Annotated in this window: 14 protein-coding genes; 5 read left to right on the top strand and 9 right to left on the bottom strand. The window is 64.1% G+C overall.

Annotation, left to right across the window (positions count from 1 at the left end):
* Window positions 1-30: 30 nt before the first annotated feature.
* The 5 genes from aroK to pilM form a co-directional block, all read right to left on the bottom strand.
* Window positions 31-549 (bottom strand): shikimate kinase AroK, encoded by a 519-nt coding sequence (gene aroK / locus RAC97_RS00305; protein WP_375099918.1) that lies wholly within the window; start codon window positions 547-549, stop codon window positions 31-33.
* 4 nt (window positions 550-553) lie between these two features.
* Window positions 554-1822 (bottom strand): type IV pilus secretin PilQ, encoded by a 1269-nt coding sequence (locus tag RAC97_RS00300; protein ID WP_375099919.1) that lies wholly within the window; start codon window positions 1820-1822, stop codon window positions 554-556.
* Window positions 1749-2693 carry a pilus assembly protein PilP gene (locus tag RAC97_RS00295; protein ID WP_375099920.1) on the bottom strand — a complete coding sequence of 315 codons (945 nt, stop codon included), beginning with the start codon at window positions 2691-2693 and terminating at the stop codon, window positions 1749-1751. The genes RAC97_RS00300 and RAC97_RS00295 overlap by 74 nt, the downstream gene beginning before the upstream one ends.
* 59 nt (window positions 2694-2752) lie before the next feature.
* Window positions 2753-3214, bottom strand: a complete 462-nt coding sequence (locus tag RAC97_RS00290; protein ID WP_375099921.1) for a PilN domain-containing protein — start codon at window positions 3212-3214, stop codon at window positions 2753-2755.
* 74 nt (window positions 3215-3288) lie between these two features.
* The gene (gene pilM / locus RAC97_RS00285; RefSeq protein WP_375099922.1) at window positions 3289-4209 is read right to left on the bottom strand and encodes a type IV pilus biogenesis protein PilM; all 921 of its coding nucleotides are present in this window, start codon (window positions 4207-4209) and stop codon (window positions 3289-3291) included.
* Between the two features lie 170 nt (window positions 4210-4379).
* Between pilM and RAC97_RS00280 the strand changes: the two genes are divergently transcribed.
* Entirely contained in the window at window positions 4380-6830 is a 2451-nt protein-coding gene (locus RAC97_RS00280) for a penicillin-binding protein 1A (protein WP_375099976.1), read from the top strand.
* A gap of 76 nt (window positions 6831-6906) precedes the next feature.
* Here RAC97_RS00280 and RAC97_RS00275 read toward each other — a convergent pair whose 3' ends face one another.
* The 3 genes from RAC97_RS00275 to rpmE form a co-directional block, all read right to left on the bottom strand.
* Window positions 6907-8175, bottom strand: coding sequence for a malic enzyme-like NAD(P)-binding protein (locus RAC97_RS00275; RefSeq protein ID WP_375099923.1), 1269 nt, complete (start codon window positions 8173-8175; stop codon window positions 6907-6909).
* Window positions 8176-8354: 179 nt separating this feature from the next.
* Window positions 8355-9176, bottom strand: a complete 822-nt coding sequence (locus tag RAC97_RS00270) for a thermonuclease family protein (protein WP_375099924.1) — start codon at window positions 9174-9176, stop codon at window positions 8355-8357.
* 2 nt (window positions 9177-9178) lie between these two features.
* Entirely contained in the window at window positions 9179-9394 is a 216-nt protein-coding gene (gene rpmE, locus RAC97_RS00265; protein ID WP_023378219.1) for a 50S ribosomal protein L31, read from the bottom strand.
* A 177-nt stretch (window positions 9395-9571) separates the two neighbouring features.
* Here rpmE and RAC97_RS00260 point away from each other — a divergent pair, with 177 nt between their 5' ends.
* From RAC97_RS00260 to RAC97_RS00250, 3 genes are all read left to right on the top strand, one after another.
* Window positions 9572-11791: a primosomal protein N' gene (locus tag RAC97_RS00260; protein ID WP_375099925.1), complete on the top strand. Its 2220-nt coding sequence runs from the start codon at window positions 9572-9574 to the stop codon at window positions 11789-11791.
* A 105-nt stretch (window positions 11792-11896) separates the two neighbouring features.
* The gene (gene argS, locus RAC97_RS00255; protein WP_375099926.1) at window positions 11897-13636 is read left to right on the top strand and encodes an arginine--tRNA ligase; all 1740 of its coding nucleotides are present in this window, start codon (window positions 11897-11899) and stop codon (window positions 13634-13636) included.
* 1 nt (window position 13637) lies between these two features.
* Entirely contained in the window at window positions 13638-14330 is a 693-nt protein-coding gene (locus RAC97_RS00250) for an SPOR domain-containing protein (RefSeq protein WP_375099928.1), read from the top strand.
* A gap of 54 nt (window positions 14331-14384) precedes the next feature.
* On the opposite strand, the gene RAC97_RS00245 is transcribed toward RAC97_RS00250, so the two are convergent.
* On the bottom strand, window positions 14385-14804 hold the full coding sequence (locus tag RAC97_RS00245) for an NINE protein (RefSeq protein WP_375099930.1): 420 nt from the start codon (window positions 14802-14804) through the stop codon (window positions 14385-14387).
* A gap of 158 nt (window positions 14805-14962) precedes the next feature.
* On the opposite strand from RAC97_RS00245, the gene RAC97_RS00240 reads away from it, so the two are divergent.
* Window positions 14963-15598 carry a C40 family peptidase gene (locus tag RAC97_RS00240; RefSeq protein WP_375099931.1) on the top strand — a complete coding sequence of 212 codons (636 nt, stop codon included), beginning with the start codon at window positions 14963-14965 and terminating at the stop codon, window positions 15596-15598.
* Window positions 15599-15675: the final 77 nt, after the last annotated feature.

Here is a 15675-nt window from a genome sequence, read left to right as displayed (position 1 = left end):
TCGGCGCTGGTCGCCGAGGATAGTCCCGGGTTAGCGGGGCGGCAACTGCTCCAGGCGCTCGAGGATGTCGAGCACCACCATACGCGGTGGCCGTTCGTCGGTTTCCACCACCAGGTCGGCGATCTCGCGATAGAGCGGGTCGCGCGCCTCCAGCAGGGCACGCAGGGTCGCCTCGGGGTTGGCGGTGCGCAGCAGCGGCCGATTGCGGTCACGCGCGGTGCGGCCGACCTGCTGCTCCACCGAGGCGTGCAGATAGATCACCCGCCCGCCCTCGCGCAATGCGGCACGGTTGGCATCGCGCATCACCGCACCGCCGCCGGTCGCCAGCACCACGCCATCAAGGGCGCTGAGCTCGGCGATCATGGCCTGTTCGCGATCACGAAAGCCCGGCTCGCCTTCCTTGTCGAAGATCCACGGGATATTGGCGCCGGTTCGCAGCTCGATTTCCTTGTCGGAATCCTTGAACGGCAGGCGCAGCTCTTTGGCCAGAAGGCGACCGATGGTGCTCTTTCCAGCACCCATGGGCCCCACAAGTATCAAATTTCGCACAGAATCAACGACTCACAGCAATCGCCTGGTCACCCATGATACGCGGAGTCAGGAAGACCAGCAGCTCGGATTTTTTCTCTTGTAGTACATCGCGTCGAAACAGCCGTCCAACATACGGCAGATCGGCAAGAAATGGCACCTTGTCGACGATATTGTTTTGCGACGTCGAATACACGCCGCCGATCACAATCGTCTCGCCATCGGCCACGCGAACCTTGGCGTTGACCTCGTTCTTGCGGATAGGCGGCACGTTGTCGAGGGCATTGACGTAGTCGGGCTCGTCCTTGGTCACCCGCACCGCCATGATGACCTTGCCATCCGGGGTGATCTGCGGCGTCACCTCCAATGACAGCGACGCCTCGCGAAACGCCACGGAGGTGGCGCCGCTACGGGTGGATTGCTGGTAGGGCACCTCGGTGCCCTTGAGGATGCGCGCGGTTTCCTTGTCGGCGGTGACTACCTTGGGCTGAGAGATGATTTCGCCGTTACCGCTCTTTTCCATGGCGGTGAGCTCAAGGTCCAGCAGCACATCCCCCCGCAGCACGCCCAACCCAATGCCTGATGTGGCCTGTGCGACGCCCAGGTCGACGAACGCGTCGCCAGCCAACCTCGACGCGGCCCCCGGCTGGCCTCCCCAGCGCACCCCGAGCGCCTTGTCAAAGTCGACATTGGCCTCGACGATCCGGGCCTCGATCATCACTTGGCGTACCGGCACATCCAGTTGCTCGACCAGTTTGCGCAGTTCGCTGAGGCGCTCGGCAGGCTGCGTGACGACCAGCGTGTTGGTGCGCGTATCCACGCTCAGGCTGCCCCGCCCGGCGAGGATGCCGTCATCGGCGAGGCTGGCCAGCAACAATTCGGCCAGCTCGCCGGCGTCGGCGTGATGAATCGACAGCAACTCCCGCTGCAAAGGCTGCAACTGGGCATCCCAGGCCTGGCCCAGGCGGGCCTCGCGAGACTGTTCGGCCAGCTCTGCGGCAGGCGCGACCAACAGCACGTTGCCTTCCTCGCGTCGGGCCAGGCCCCTGCTGCGCAGCACCAGGTCGAGGGCCTGATCCCAAGGGACGTCCTGCAAGCGCAGGGTGACGTTGCCCTGCACACTGTCACTGGCTACCAGATTGATACCGGCGTAGTCAGCCAGTACCTGCAACACCGAGCGCACCTCCACATCCTGGAAATTCAGCGACAGCGGCTCTCCTTTATAGACCTTCGCCGAAACGCCCATCGACAGGCCCAGGGTCATCACCCATGCCAACAGCAACCTTACGCTCATCCATGACCTCCTGGTCTTTGTGCCCGCGCAATACCAGATACCTCGAGCGCCCCTGCCAACGACCCGCAACGAACACGCGCTCGCGGATTTCCAGCCGGCCCTCGTCGATTTGCGCCACGACACCGTCGTCACGCCCCAGCCGATCGCCCTCGGTGACCCGGTGGAGGCGCCCTGAAAACTCCAGCAAGGCATGGATGCGCCCGTCACGAGACAGGCTGCCGACCATCTGCAGTTGCTCCACGGGGACGCCTACCAAACCCTCCACCGCCTGGCGTGACGACCAGGGTACGAATGGGTCTACACGGGGGGCCGGCAAGGCGATATGGGCAGGTTCATCCACCAGCGATGCCGGACTCGGCAACGCTTCGCCGGCGTGAAACGCGTGCACTGCCAGCTGCAGTTGCAATTGCCCTTCCTGCCCGTCCACCTCGCTCATCGACAGGCTGGAAACCTGGAGCGTGCGCATCTGCCGCCCCCATTCCTCCAGCCACATCCGCAAGCCCTGGTAACGGCCCGACACGGACATTTGCAAAGGAATCCGCAGGTAATCGTCTTCCCTGATCGGCACCTCGCTCTCGAAGCGCTCGAGCGTCAGGCCGTAGGTTCGCCCGGAAGCCGCCACGTGTTCGAGCAAGTCCTCCATGCCTGCCCCCGCCGACAGGCGCCAACGAGCGTCCTGCAACCGCGCCCGGGCCAGCGCCAACGCTTCGTTCAGGTGCTCGCGGCCAACGACTTCAGCGGCCTTGGCCTCCCGCACCTGCTCAAGAGACCGCGTATCTGCCACTGCCTGGCGGTAGGCCTCGCGCACCTCGTGCAAGCGAAAGAGATACCCAAGCACGAGTGCGCCAACCAGCACACCCAGGATGACCAAGTACCTGGACCTGCGCGAGTGCACGACGTATTCGCGCACTCTCGCTATCAACCCGGCATTCACGAAGCGAACGCCTTGAGGCGAGCGGTCAACAGGAAACCATCCCCACCGGGTAGCCCCTGCACGCGCTTGAGCTCCAGCCCATGCAAGGTGGGGGAGCGTTGCAGGTCACGCATGAACTGCGCCAGCACGGCAGAGGAAACCGCCAGGCCACTGAGCGACAACTGTTCGTCTTGCAACTGCACAACCGTCAAGCGCATGCCCGGCAGTAGTGCCTGCTCGATATCCAGCAGCAACTGCGCCACGCCTTCTTGCCCCGTGCGCAACCCCGCCAGCTTTGCGTGTTGCGCGTGCACCATCGCCAGGCTGGCACCAGCTTCATCGAGGCTTCGCAACGTCGCATCCAGACTACGCACCTGGGTTTCCCGTGCTGCATTGGCCATGGCCTGCTGCTTCAGGCGTAGATGTGCGAGCCGATCGATCACCATCACCCCGACGAAGGCTGCCAGCAGGCTGGCCATCAAGGCGAGGCGAAACCTTTGCAAGGTCGCCAGCCGCTTTCGTTCACGCCAAGGCAGGAGGTTGAGCCGCACGTTCATCGAACAGCCCCCAACGCCAAGCCACACGCAAGGGTCATCGAAGCAGATGCCTGGGCCAACGCCTGGGAGCGCTCGAAGGCCCCAAGGTCCAAACCACGCAGCGGCTGCGCAAGCTCGCAGGCAACGCCCAGGTGCTCGGTCATCGCCTCAACCCACGCCTGGTTGGCCGCGCCACCCGCAACCAGAAGCGTGTCGCCGGCCAGCAAAGGGCTACCGATGGCCAGCAAACGCTGGATATCGTCCAGGCGCTGCGCAGAGTCCCCTGCACCACTCCAACGCCTTGCATGACGTATCGGCAGCGGCCCGTCAGGCCACGTATGCAACGCCATGCCATCGGCCTCGAGCAGCAGAAGCCGCCTCGACGGCGCGCCGGACGATGCCAGTGACGCTGCACGCGCCAGGGCGATGCTATCGACCTCGACCGCCCCCAACTCAAGGCCAGCCGCCTCGAGCCTGAGCGACAGGCGCTCCAGCGTGCTGTGGCGGCACGCGGCAACCAGCACCTCCAGCTTGTCGGGCGCGTTGCGGGCCGTCCCCAATACCTGGAAGTCCAGGGCCAGGTCGTCCAGCGGAAAGGGGAAAAGGCCCTGCGCCTCGGCCAGCAGGTACGCTTCCTGCTCGAACTCGCACAGCCCGAGCGGTAAGGTATGCCGCTTGCAAATCACCTGTGTGCCCGGCAGGGCCATCGCCAGGCGCGGGTGGCCACTGCCACAACCGGCATGCGCCTCGCGCAAGGCAGCCACCAGTTCGGGCTGTTCGAGCCAGTCACCGTGCAACGGCACGGGCAATGCTTGCCGGGCCCAGGCTGATACGCGATTGCGGCCCCGGGCGCGCTGCAATTGAAGCATCCGAATGGAGTCCGGGGCGATTTCCACCCCCAGGAGTGAACCGGCATCCTTGCCGCAGCGTCCTAGCATCGTCGTTCCCTTTTCATCGTGACGGCCGGTCGATACCTGTATGCCACCGGCCGCGCCTCGCCCGGGCGGTCACCCGGTGAAGCGAAAAATGCTTATAATGCCCAGCGTTTTTCCCTGTCCGCCGGCCCCGCGCGCAACCCACTTCACAACCTGGACACCCAAAAGCCTTGATACGCCTGCTGAAGTTCTTCTGGTGGTCTTTCGTCGCAGTCATCTGTGCGCTCGTACTCGGTGTGAGCGGTGCGTTTCTGTATCTTAGTCCCAGCCTGCCCTCGGTCGAGTCGCTCAGAAGCATCCAGTTGCAGATACCCCTGAGGGTGTACAGCAGCGACGGCAAGCTGATTGCCGAGTTCGGCGAAATGCGCCGCTCGCCGATCCGCTTCGCGGAAATTCCCCCACAGTTCATCCAGGCACTTCTGTCAGCCGAGGACGACAATTTCCTCAATCACTACGGGGTCGACCCGGGCAGCCTCATGCGCGCCGCGACCCAATTGGTGAAGTCAGGTCATATCCAGACCGGCGGCAGCACCATCACCATGCAGGTGGCCAAGAACTTCTTCCTCAGCAGCGAACGCAGCTTCTCGCGCAAGACCAACGAAATTCTCCTGGCCTTGCAGATCGAGCGCGAACTGACCAAGGACGAGATCCTCGAGCTGTACGTCAACAAGATCTACCTGGGCAACCGCGCCTACGGCATCGAGGCGGCGGCTCAGGTGTACTACGGCAAGTCGATCCGCGATGTGAGCCTGGCGCAGATGGCGATGATCGCCGGGTTGCCCAAGGCGCCGTCGCGCTTCAACCCGCTGGCCAACCCGGTGCGCGCCAAGGAACGTCGCGACTGGATCCTCGGCCGCATGCACCGGCTGGGCAAGATCGACGACGCCAGCTACCAGGCCGCTCTGGCCGAGCCGCTGAACGCCAGCTACCACGTGCCGACGCCAGAGGTGAGCGCGCCCTACGTGGCCGAAATGGCCCGTGCCGAAATGGTCGGTCGCTACGGCAGCGAGGCGTATACCGAAGGTTTCCGGGTGACCACCACGGTGCCCAGCAACATGCAGGAAATGGCCAACAGCGCGGTGCTCAACGGGCTCTCGGAATACGACGAGCGCCACGGCTACCGCGGCCCCGAGGCCCGCCACCCGGGCAAGAACCTCGCCGCCTGGCAGCAGGAACTGAGCAAGCAACGCAGCCTCGGCGGCCTGGAACCGGCCATCGTCACCCAGGTAGAGCGCAGCGGTCTGAAGGTCCTGACGCGCGGGGGCCAGGAACAGGACGTGGCCTGGGACACGATGAAATGGGCACGACCATTCATCAACAGCAACTCCCAGGGCCGCTCGCCACAGTCGCCCGCCGAAGTGGCCCAGGTCGGCGACCTGATCCGCGTGCAGCGCCTTGAAGACGGCAAGCTCAAGTTCAGCCAGGTACCCGTTGCGCAAAGCGCGCTGGTAACCCTGGACCCGCACGACGGCGCGATTCGCGCCCTGGTCGGCGGCTTCTCGTTCGAGCAGAGCAACTACAACCGCGCCATGCAGGCCAAACGCCAGCCAGGCTCGAGCTTCAAACCCTTCATCTATAGTGCGGCGCTGGACAACGGCTACACCGCCGCCAGCCTGGTAAACGACGCGCCGATCGTATTCGTCGATGAATACCTGGACAAAGTCTGGCGGCCGAAGAACGACACCAACACCTTCCTCGGCCCGATCCGCATGCGCGAGGCGTTGTACAAGTCGCGCAACCTGGTGTCGATCCGCCTGTTGCAGGCCATGGGCGTAGACAGCACCATCGACTACATCGCCAAGTTCGGCTTCAACAAGCAGGACCTGCCGCGCAACCTGTCCCTGGCCCTGGGCACAGCGACCCTGACGCCGATGGAAATCGCCACGGGCTGGAGCAGCTTTGCCAATGGCGGCTACAAGATCAGCCCTTACCTGATCGAGCGCATCGAGAGCCGCAACGGCGAGACCTTGTTCACTGCCAACCCAGCGCGAGCCATGCAAGGCAACCAGGACCAGGCAGGTCTCGCTGCGCCCGAACAGCCGATCACTACCGCAGCGCAGCCAGACGCTGCGCCTTCGGTGTACGGCCAGACCGCTCCGGCGCCACAAACCCCAGTAGCAGCCGAGCGCATCATCGATGAGCGCACCAGCTACATCCTCACCAGCATGCTCCAGGACGTGATCAAGCGCGGTACTGGCCGTCGCGCCCTGGCCCTTGGCCGTGCCGACCTGGCTGGCAAGACCGGCACCACCAACGAGTCCAAGGACGCCTGGTTCTCTGGCTACAACGCCGACTACATCACCACCGTGTGGGTTGGATTCGACCAGCCGGAAACCCTGGGTCGTCGCGAATATGGCGGCACGGTGGCCTTGCCGATCTGGATGCGCTTCATGGGCGCAGCGCTCAAGGACAAGCCCGAGCACGCCCCGGCAGAGCCCGAGGGAATCCTCAGCCTGCGGGTCGACCCGGTGAGCGGCCGCGCCGCCACGCCGAGCACGCCAAATGCCTACTTCGAACTGTTCAAGGCCGAAGACTCGCCGCCTTCGGTGGATGAACTGGGCAACGGGGCGATTCCAGGCAGCCCACTGCCTGCGGATGAAGCGGCGCCGATGGACCTGTTCTAACCAGACCCGCACAAACCGCAGAGACAAAAAAGCCCCGGTTCTCAGAAACCGGGGCTTTTTTCATGACGCTACGGCATCAGCCGTTGAACACGTCATCCACGCTCTTGAGCGGGTAGTGCTTCGGATACGGCAGGGTAGCAACGCCGGACTCGATGGCTGCCTTGGCCACGGCGTCGGAAACGACGGTGATCAGGCGTGGGTCCAGCGGCTTCGGAATGATGTACTCACGGCCGAATTCCAGGGCCTGGACGTTGTAGGCGTCGCACACTTCCTTCGGCACCGGCAGCTTGGCCAGGTCTTTCAGAGCAATGGCGGCGGCGATCTTCATTTCTTCGTTGATGCGCTTGGCACGCACGTCCAGGGCACCGCGGAAGATGAACGGGAAGCCCAGCACGTTGTTGACCTGGTTCGGGTAGTCGGAACGACCGGTAGCCATGATTACGTCGCTGCGGGTCTCGTGGGCCAGCTCCGGCTTGATTTCTGGGTCGGGGTTCGAGCAGGCGAACACGATCGGGTTGGCGGCCATCGACTTCAAGCCTTCCGGGCTCAGCAGGTTCGGGCCGGACAGGCCGACGAACACGTCTGCGCCTTGCAGGGCATCGGCCAGGGTGCGCTTGTCGGTGGCGTGGGCGAACTGGGCCTTGTACTGGTTCAGGTCGTCACGGCCAGCGTGGATCACGCCGCTGCGGTCGATCATGTAGATGTTCTCGACCTTGGCGCCCATGCTCACCAGCAGCTTCATGCAGGAGATGGCGGCAGCGCCGGCACCCAGGCAGACGATCTTCGCTTCTTCGAGCTTCTTGCCGGCGATTTCCAGGGCGTTGATCATGCCGGCGGCGGTAACGATCGCGGTGCCGTGCTGGTCGTCGTGGAAAACCGGGATGTCGCACTGCTCGATCAGGGCGCGCTCGATCTCGAAGCACTCAGGTGCCTTGATGTCTTCGAGGTTGATGCCGCCGAAGGTGATGGAGATGCGACGGACGGTGTCGATGAAGGCCTGCGGGCTTTCCGACTCGACTTCGATGTCGAAAACGTCGACACCGGCGAAACGCTTGAACAGAACGCCCTTGCCTTCCATGACCGGCTTGGAGGCCAGCGGGCCGAGGTCGCCCAGACCGAGGATGGCGGTGCCATCGGAGATCACCGCGACCAGGTTGCCCTTGCCGGTGTATTGGTAGGCCAGCTCGGGGTCACGGCCGATCTCGCGCACAGGCTCGGCGACGCCTGGGCTATAGGCCAGGGCGAGGTCGCGGGCGGTGGCGGTGGGCTTGGTGAGCTCGACGCTCAGTTTCCCCGGGCGGGGTTGAGCGTGGTATTCGAGAGCGGCGGTTTTCAGGTCTGACATGATGGGCATTCCGCTTGTTTACTGTTCTGACGGACCGCCGAGGATACGCAAAGAGCCGGAGAGCGACAAGACTGACCGGTCACATGTGTCAAGGCCTCTGGCCTACGACTTTATGCTACAACCCACGGGGCGCACGGACTTCAGTGTGTACAATTGCAAACTTAAATGTCTACAATTTTTTAGCTGGAGATTCGCTCGAGCATGCTCGGGTCGGTGAGCGGCAATAGCCAACGTCTCTGGCCCGGTTTTAGAGCACCCTTGCGGGAACGGTCCAGCACCCAACCCCGCGCCTCGACCTGCCGCCCCTTGAGATTATCGAAGAAGCCCGAGGGGAAGTGCTGGCGCAGACGAGCGGGTACCTGCAGCACCAAACCCCCGTCCATTTCCAGCCAGAAACCGGCCTGGTTACGTTCGATTGCCGTCACTTTGCCGCCGATCACCGCAAACCCCGATTGCTTCAGCTGCCCCGCCCGCACCACCGGCGACTGCCGCCACACCCCTATACGCGCCTGCCGCGCCACGCGCTCGGCTTGCTGCTGGCACCCGGTCAATTGCACGTTGGGCGCCACGGCAACGCGGTAGCCAAGGCCTTCGCTCAGCAGTTGTGCTTCGAGATTGTCGCCATTGCGTGCATAGATGTGCGCCAAGGTGCGACCGTACTTGTCCTTGGCCTCTCTGCCCGGCACCAGCGCGACGCGCCCATCGCTGGCCTTGATCAACGCTTGCAGACGGCGCTTGGCCAGCTCGGCATAGGGCTCGCTGGCGCGCCCTTTGCGACCGATTTCCGGGGCATTGATACCAATCATCCGCACGCTGCGCCCATCGCTCAGACGCACGGTATCGCCGTCGACCACTTGGCGCACCGCCACCACCTGGTGCTTGTCCGGCAGCGGGCAAAAGGCCAGGGCCGGGAAATGCCAGATCAGGCCGACAAAAAAGGCGCCCACAAGGGGCGCCTTCTTTTGCCACGACGCGAAACCCGACGGGCTCGCTGTGCGCATGATTACTTCTTGGTACCGAACATACCGAAGCGATCGGCGAACTTCTGTACGCGACCACCGGTGTCCAGGACTTTCTGCTTGCCAGTGTAGAACGGGTGGCACTGGGAGCACACGTCGATCGCCAGCGGCTTGGCCAGGGTCGAACGGGTTTCGAATTTGTTGCCGCAGCTGCAGGTGACTGCAACTACTTCGTAGTTCGGATGAATATCTGCTTTCATGGTCACTTCCTCGGCTGCGTGCCGCCATCCAACACCATTGTTGAATACCGCACGTAATTAGGCGGCGAATAATACCAGAGCGAGGCGCCAGCGCAAGTTGTCGCTTGCACCGACCGTCGTCTGCTAGGCTCGCCGGATCGAGCGACAACCCCGAAATACCCTCCAGAGAACTTCCGCGTGTCCGACGTCATCTTGCGCCTTGCCCTGCCCTCGCCCCTGCGTCGCCTGTTCGACTATCGGGCACCGGCCGCCATGGCGCGCCAGCCGCTGACACCGGGGATGCGCATTCGGGTGCCGTTCGGGCGACGCGAGATGATCGGCGTGCTGGTGGAGGTATGCGAGCAGAGCGAGGTGCCCGCCGACAAGCTCAAGCCGGCCAGCAAGCTGCTCGACCCGGTTTCGCCCCTGCCTCCTGCGCTGTTCAAGCTGTGCCTGTGGACTGCCCAGTATTATCAGCACAGCCTGGGGGACACCTTGAGCTGGGCGCTGCCGGTGCTGCTGCGCCAGGGCGAGCCCGCCGAAGTGCGCCAGGAGCGGTTCTGGCACGCCGTCCAGGGCGCGCGCCTGGACGATCCGCGCATCGCCCGCGCGCCGCGCCAGCGCGAGGCTCTGCAAGCGCTCGCCCAGCATCCCCATGGCGTGGCGCACAGCGTGCTGGGCAAGCTTGGCCTGAACAAGGACAGCCTGGACCTGCTGCTGGCCAAGGACCTGGTGCAAGTCGAGGTACGCCGCCATCTTCCCAGCGCACGCCACGAGCATTGGCTGGCGCAGCCGGAGCTGCCGCTAAACGAAGAACAGCGCGCGGCGTTCGAAGCCGTGCGTTCCGGGTTCGGCAGCTTCCATGCTTTCCTGCTGGCCGGGGTGACCGGCAGCGGCAAGACCGAGGTCTACCTGCAACTGATCCGCGAGACGCTGGAGGCCGGCAAGCAGGCATTGATCCTCATCCCCGAGATCAACCTCGGGCCGCAGACCCTGGCGCGCTTCGAACAGCGCTTCAACGCCCGCATCGCCCTTCTGCACTCGGCGGTCAACGACCGCGAACGCCTGGACGCCTGGCTCGCAGCGCGCGATGGCGAGGCCGACATCATCATCGGCACCCGCTCGGCGCTGTTCACCCCGATGAAGAACCCAGGGTTGATCATCATCGACGAGGAACACGACGGCTCCTATAAACAGCAGGAAGGCCTGCGCTACCACGCCCGCGACCTGGCGGTGGTGCGTGCGCACCAGGAGAACATCCCGATCCTGCTGGGCTCGGCCACACCCTCGCTGGAAAGCCTGCACAATGCCCACACTGGCCGCTACGGCCTGCTGCGCATGAACCAGCGGGCGGGCGGTGCGCGCCAGCCGCGCTTCCTGCGCCTGGATGTACGCAGCCGCCCGCTGGACAGCGGCATCAGTGGCCCGCTGCAACAGGCCATCGGCCAGACCCTGGAGGCCGGCCAGCAGGTGCTGGTGTTCCTCAACCGTCGCGGCTTCGCACCCACGCTGCTGTGCCACGACTGTGGCTGGTTGTCCGAATGCCCGCGTTGCGATGCGCGGATGACCGTGCACCAACGCTCCGGCGTGCTGCGCTGCCACCACTGCGGCTATGACGAGCGCCTGCCGCTGCAATGCCCACAGTGCGCGCACGTTGACCTGCGTCCGGTAGGGGCCGGCACCGAGCGCGCCGAAGAGCGCCTGAAGACCTTGTTCCCGCAGTACCCGGTGCTGCGGGTGGACCGCGACAGCACCTCGCGCAAGGACGCCATGCAGCAGCTGTTCTCTACCATCCAGCGCGGCCAGCCAAGCATCCTGGTGGGCACGCAGATGCTGGCCAAAGGTCACCACTTCCCCAAGGTGACCCTGGTGGCCATCCTCGATGCCGACGGCGGCCTGTTCTCTGGCGATTTCCGCGCCAGCGAGCGCATGGCCCAGCTGATCGTGCAGGTGGCCGGACGCGCTGGACGTGCCGATGAGCCCGGCAAGGTGATCGTGCAGACCCACCTGGCCGAACACCCACTGCTGGTGCAGTTGACCGAGCAGGGCTACTTCGCCTTCGCCGAGCAGGCGCTGAGCGAGCGACGGGCGGCGGGCCTGCCGCCGTTCTCGCATCTGGCGCTGCTGCGCGCCGAGGCGCACAAACCGGGCCAGGCCGAGGGCTTTCTCGACGAGGCCTGCGCGGGCGCAGAACGCCTGCTGGCCGAACAAGGCGCGCAGGGCATCGAACTATTGGGGCCGGTTCCGGCTCCGATGGAACGCCGGGCCGGACGCTTCCGCGCGCAGTTGCTGATCCAGGCCAATGCCCGGGCGGCGCTGCATCGCCTGATAAGCAGCTGGCTGCTAGTGTTGGAACAGATGCCATCGGGGCGCCAGGTGCGCTGGTCACTGGATGTGGACCCTGTCGACCTTTATTGAATGCCCCCAAAGGTTGGCAACCACGCCCCAGCCACGGATAATGCCCCGTTTTTCCACCTGCGCATCGAAGCGCCCCACCGCGCTTGCGGTCGAAAAGAGATCCCGATGAAAGACACCATTCGCCAGCTGATCCAGCAAGCCCTCACCCAACTCGTCGCCGACGGTGCGTTGCCTGAAGGCCTGACCCCGGCGATCCAGGTGGAAAACGCTCGCGACAAGACCCACGGCGACTTCGCCAGCAACATCGCCATGATGCTGGCCAAGCCCGCGCGCATGAAGCCGCGCGACCTGGCCGACAAGATCATCGCCGCCCTGCCGGCCAGTGCCGACATCAGCAAGGTCGAGATCGCCGGCCCCGGCTTCCTGAACTTCTTCCAGAATACCGATGCCCTGGCCCAGCGCCTGGACGCCGCCCTGGCCGATGCTCACCTGGGCGTGCGCAAGGCCGGCAGCGCCGAGAAGGTGGTGGTCGACATGTCGGCACCGAACCTGGCCAAGGAAATGCACGTTGGCCACCTGCGCTCGACCATCATCGGCGACAGCGTCGCGCGGGTACTGGAGTTCCTCGGCGACGAAGTGATCCGGCAGAACCATGTGGGCGACTGGGGCACCCAGTTCGGCATGCTGCTGGCCTATCTCGAAGAAAACCCGATCACCAGCGACGAGCTGTCTGACCTGGAGAATTTCTACCGTGCCGCGAAGAAGCGCTTCGACGAGTCGGAGGAGTTCGCCACCCGCGCCCGTGGCCTTGTGGTCAAGCTGCAAGCCGGCGACCCGGATTGCATGGCCCTGTGGACGCGCTTCAAGGACATCTCCCTGTCGCACTGCCAGAAAACCTACGAGCTGCTCAACGTCAAGCTGACCATGGCCGATGTGATGGGCGAAAGCGCCTACAACGCCGACCTGGCCAATGTGGTCGCCGACCTCAAGGCCGCAGGCCTGCTGGTCGAGAGCCAGGGCGCCCAGTGCGTGTTCCTCGAGGAATTCAAGAACACCGAAGGCGAGCCCCTGCCGGTGATCGTGCAGAAGGCCGACGGTGGCTACCTGTACGCCACCACCGACCTTGCCGCCGTGCGCTACCGCAGCAACACGCTCAAGGCCGACCGCGCGCTGTACTTCGTCGACCAGCGCCAGGCGCTGCACTTCAACCAGGTGTTCGAGGTGGCCCGCCGCGCAGGCTTCCTCGGCCATCCGATGCAGATGGAGCACATGGGCTTCGGCACCATGAACGGCGCCGATGGCCGCCCCTTCAAGACCCGCGACGGCGGCACGGTCAAGCTGATCGACCTGCTGAACGAGGCCAAGGAGCGCGCCTACACCGTGGTCAAGGAGAAGAACCCTGGCCTGCCCGAGAACGAACTGCGCAAGATCGGCGAAGTCGTCGGTATCGGAGCGGTCAAGTACGCCGACCTGTCCAAGCACCGCACCAGCGACTACAGCTTCAACTTCGAACTGATGCTTGCCCTCGAGGGCAACACCGCACCTTACCTGTTGTATGCCTACACCCGTGCAGCAGGGGTGTTCCGCAAACTGGGCAAGGAAGAACAGGACGCCCTCGACGGCAAGATCGTCCTCGCGGCCAGCCACGAGCAGGAACTCGGTGCCCGCCTGGCCCAGTTCGGCGAAGTGCTCAACAACGTGGCCGAAAAAGGCACCCCGCACGTGCTGTGCAGCTACCTGTACGACATTGCTGGCCTGTTCTCGAGCTTCTATGAGCACTGCCCGGTCCTCACTGCCGAAACCCCCGAGCAGCAGCAGAGCCGCCTGCGACTGACCGCCGTGACCCGCCGCACCCTCAAGCAGGGCCTGGAACTGCTCGGCCTGGAAACCCTGGAGCGCATGTAAGTTGGCTGCCAAGAAAAAACCCGCACCGAAGCGCGGCGCGAGCCGTTACCAGGCGCCGGCCAAACAGCCGATTCCGGGCTGGGTGTGGCTGGCGGTCGGCCTTACCGTGGGCGCCTTCATCGTCTTCCTGATGAAGCTCGAGCCTGGTGGCGACGACATCAAGCGCGCCAAGCCCGAGCAGCAGAAGCCGGCCAAGGTTGCCGAGGCGGAAAAATCCGCCACGGCGCAGCAGCCGGTGAAGCCCAAGTACGACTTCTATACCTTGCTGCCGGAATCCGAGGTGATCGTGCCTCCTGAGGCCGTGCCGGAGAAAACCCCGCCGGTACCGGCAGTACCGACCACGCCGGTGACCCCGGCCGAGGCGGCGAAGATCGACACCGCCCGCGCCCAGGCCGCGCTGATGGGGCAAACCCCACCACCAGCGCCGCCGGTAATAAAGCCTGCGGCCACCACGCTGTTCTTCCTGCAGGCCGGCTCGTTCCGCAAGGAAGCCGATGCCGACAAGGTGCGCGCGCAGATCATCCTGCTGGGCCAGGTGGTGAAGGTGGAGTCCGGTACGGTGAAGGATGAGACCTGGTACCGCGTGCTGGTCGGCCCGTTCAGCAACCGGGAGCAACTGACCGTAGCGCAGAAACAACTGGCCGGGGCGGGGTTCAGTAACCTGCTGCTACAGCAGCGACAGACGCGGCAGTGACGCGATAAAGCAAAAGGCCTTGCCGGTGACGGCAAGGCCTTTTGCTTACTGGGCTCAGCGCCGCTCGCTGTTGACCAGCGACGCTTGGGTGTTCAGTGTCCAGAAGTCATATAGCACGCCGATCAGGAACAACCCGCCGGTGAAGAAGTAGATCACCGCAGTAATCCACTTGCCCATGTACAGACGGTGCACGCCGAAGATCCCCAGGAAGGTCAGGAGGATCCAGGCGACGCTGTAGTTCACCCGCCCCGACTGGAAGCGCAGGTCCGCTTCGCGGTCCATCGACGGGATCAGGAACAGGTCGATCAGCCAACCAATGCCGAGCAGGCCCAGGGTAAAGAACCAGATGGTCCCGGTGACCGGCTTGCCGTAGTAGAACCGATGCGCCCCAAGGAAACCGAAGATCCACAGCAGGTAGCCAATGACTTTGCTGTGGGTATCGTGCGCTGGCGCACCGTGCTGATAGGTATGCATGCCTAGACCTCTTGCAATAGCGGAAAATTTTCTAAGAAAAAATGTGACTTTTTCATTTTGAGCCGACGTATGGCACCGGAACAAACGACCAACGGACCAGAATAGAGCAAAAAAGCTGTTATAAAGTTGCGCGCCAACACTTATAAAGAGCTTCAACTATGCCGCCTTCGATCAAGACATGGCTGACCCTCTGCCTTTTGTTACCCCTGGCCGCCCACGCCACCAATCGTGAGCAAAGACTTCCAAACGGTTTTACTGGCTACACGACCAACGCCAGTGCCACTGTGAAACGCACGCCGGTCAAGCAGGCAGTAGTTCGCAACCGCCCGGCCAATGCCGCCAAGAACCACGAACTGCAAAAAGTGGCGGCCATGTCGCCCAAGCAAAGCAGCGAAGTGCTCAGCCGAGCAGTGAACGAGCTCGGCACGCCCTACCGCTGGGGCGGCAGCACGCCTGGCAAGGGCTTCGACTGCAGCGGCCTGGTCAAGTATGCCTTCAACGACGTCGCCAATGTCGACCTGCCTCGCACTTCCAACGCCATGGCCCAGGGCCACGGTGTGAAGGTTGCACGCAACGACCTTCAGCCGGGTGACCTGATTTTCTTCAAGATCAAGAGCCGCCGTGTTGACCACGTGGCCATCTATCTGGGCAATGACCGGTTCATCCATGCGCCCCGGACGGGCAAGCGGGTGAGCATCGACAGCCTGGAGAAGCCCTTCTGGCATAAACGCTATGTGGTGGCCAAGCGGGTGCTGCCAAAAGAGCAGGAAGCGCTGCGCCTGGCCAAGCGCTGAAGAAGTTTTTCGGCCAGATCGCGCTGCCTGTGCGGCCGTACGGATTCTCTAGGAGCGGGCTGGCCCGCGAAGAGTCC

Origin of the sequence: Pseudomonas sp. LS_2 (assembly GCF_042709235.1) — a bacterium.
Classification (GTDB): domain Bacteria; phylum Pseudomonadota; class Gammaproteobacteria; order Pseudomonadales; family Pseudomonadaceae; genus Aquipseudomonas.
This window is presented reverse-complemented; position numbering and strand designations above follow the sequence as displayed.

Bases quoted from the DNA above. Each gene is read 5' to 3' on its own strand.
- RAC97_RS00300 (WP_375099919.1), bottom strand. From the start codon at position 1,822: ATGAGCGTAAGGTTGCTGTTGGCATGGGTGATGACCCTGGGCCTGTCG.
- RAC97_RS00290 (WP_375099921.1), bottom strand. From the start codon at position 3,214: ATGGCCAGCCTGCTGGCAGCCTTCGTCGGGGTGATGGTGATCGATCGG.
- pilM (WP_375099922.1), bottom strand. From the start codon at position 4,209: ATGCTAGGACGCTGCGGCAAGGATGCCGGTTCACTCCTGGGGGTGGAA.
- RAC97_RS00275 (WP_375099923.1), bottom strand. From the start codon at position 8,175: ATGTCAGACCTGAAAACCGCCGCTCTCGAATACCACGCTCAACCCCGC.
- RAC97_RS00270 (WP_375099924.1), bottom strand. From the start codon at position 9,176: ATGCGCACAGCGAGCCCGTCGGGTTTCGCGTCGTGGCAAAAGAAGGCG.
- rpmE (WP_023378219.1), bottom strand. From the start codon at position 9,394: ATGAAAGCAGATATTCATCCGAACTACGAAGTAGTTGCAGTCACCTGC.
- argS (WP_375099926.1), top strand. From the start codon at position 11,897: ATGAAAGACACCATTCGCCAGCTGATCCAGCAAGCCCTCACCCAACTC.
- RAC97_RS00245 (WP_375099930.1), bottom strand. From the start codon at position 14,804: ATGCATACCTATCAGCACGGTGCGCCAGCGCACGATACCCACAGCAAA.
- RAC97_RS00240 (WP_375099931.1), top strand. From the start codon at position 14,963: ATGCCGCCTTCGATCAAGACATGGCTGACCCTCTGCCTTTTGTTACCC.